This is a genomic window from Caballeronia sp. M23-90, from assembly GCF_053574605.1.
Map to the genome: position 1 here is coordinate 1 of NZ_JBSIPA010000736.1, position 1,922 is coordinate 1,922.

At 61.0% G+C, this 1,922-nt stretch carries 1 pseudogene; it reads left to right on the forward strand.

The features are described 5' to 3' along the window. Positions 1–1,855 (forward strand): annotated as a pseudogene (locus ACRXB1_RS35295) (excinuclease ABC subunit UvrA); the annotation flags it as partial. Positions 1,856–1,922 lie beyond the last annotated feature (67 nt).

Here is a 1,922-nt window from a genome sequence, read left to right on the forward strand (position 1 = left end):
TGCCGAAGTGGCGGCTGCGCGCCGTGCGCTGCAGGGCGAGGACGTGGTGCGCATCGTCAATGCGCGCGAGCACAATCTCAAGTCGCTCGACGTGGATATCCCGCACGGCAAGTTCAACGTGATCACGGGCGTCTCGGGTTCGGGCAAGTCGACGCTTGCCTTCGATATCCTGTTCCACGAAGGCCAGCGCCGTTACCTCGAATCACTGAACGCGTATGCACGTTCCATCGTGCAACCGGCCGGGCGTCCCGAAGTCGACGCCGTGTATGGCATTCCGCCGACGGTTGCCATCGAACAACGGTTGTCGCGCGGCGGCCGGAAAAGCACGGTCGCAACCACGTCGGAAGTCTGGCATTTCCTGCGGCTTTTGTATGTGAAGCTCGGCATCCAGCATTGCATCCACGATGGCGCACCAGTCGCCGCGCAAAGTCCTGAATCGATCGTCGCGCAGATCCTGCGTGACTTCAAAGGCCAGCATATCGGCCTGCTTGCACCGCTCGTCGTGAACCGGAAAGGGATCTACACCGACCTTGCGAAGTGGGCAAAAACGCGCGGCCATACGCATCTGCGCGTGGACGGCGAGTTTCTCTCCGTCGATCCGTGGCCGAAGATCGACCGCTTCAAGGAACACACTATCGAGTTGCCGGTTGGCGATCTGATCGTCAGCGTGAATGACGAAGCATCGCTCAGGAAGATGCTCGAAGACACGCTGGAACTCGGCAAGGGCGTGATGCATCTGCTCGCGCCGCTCGACGATCTGCATGGCGCGCTGAACGGCGGCAAGAACGGCACGAAGCACGTCGGCGAGATCCGCGTGTTCTCGACCAGGCGCGCGTGTCCGGTTTGCGGCACGAGTTATCCCGAACTCGATCCGCGCATGTTCTCGTACAACAGCAAGCATGGCTGGTGCCACACGTGCGTGGGAACGGGGGTCAAGCTCACGCGCGAGCAGCGCGAAGCCTATGATGACACCTTGCTCTCCGAAGACGTTCGCGGCCGCGAACAAACGATTCCATCGGCGGAACAGGAGCCTGATGACGTCGGGGATCAGCCATGTCCGGATTGCGAAGGCACGCGCCTGAACGAAGTCGCGCGTGCGGTGACGTTCGGCAATCAGCCGATCACCGAAATCGGCCGATGGACGGTCACCGCCACGCGCAACTGGGTCAACAAGCTGAAGCTCAAGGGACGTGATGCGGATATCGCGCGTGACGTGGTGAGCGAAATAGAAGGACGTCTGCAGTTTCTCGAAGAAGTCGGCCTGGGTTATCTGAGCCTCGACCGCGCAGCGCCGACTTTGTCCGGGGGCGAAGCGCAGCGCATCCGGCTTGCGGCGCAACTCGGCAGCAACCTGCAAGGTGTGTGTTACGTGCTCGATGAACCGACTATCGGCCTGCATCCGCGAGACAACAAGATCCTGCTCGACGCGCTCAAAAAGCTCGGCGACAAAGGCAACACGCTGGTCGTCGTGGAACATGACGAGGACACGATTCGCCGCGCGGATCACATCATCGACATTGGTCCGGGTGCGGGAAAACGCGGCGGTACGGTCGTGGCGCAGGGCGGTGTTGCAGACCTTGCAGCACAACCCGATTCGCTTACCGGTCAGTTCCTGGCAAACCCGATCCAGCATCCGCTGCAACCGCGCCGCGAAGTAAAGACGCCCACCGCCAAACGCGCCGCAACGCCGGAAAACTGGCTCACGGTACATGGCGCAACGCTGCACAACCTGCGCAACGTCACGGCGAGCATGCCGCTCGGACGCCTGATTGCGATCACCGGCGTGAGTGGTTCCCTTTTCCAGCGGTATCACGCCAAGATCCTTCTGCGCTACATAACGTCAATTCGTCATTGAGCCTTTCGTTTTCCGCTCGTTTTTTTTTAGGCGAAATCTCGATCCAGGTCGGGCCGTGGTCACTGGC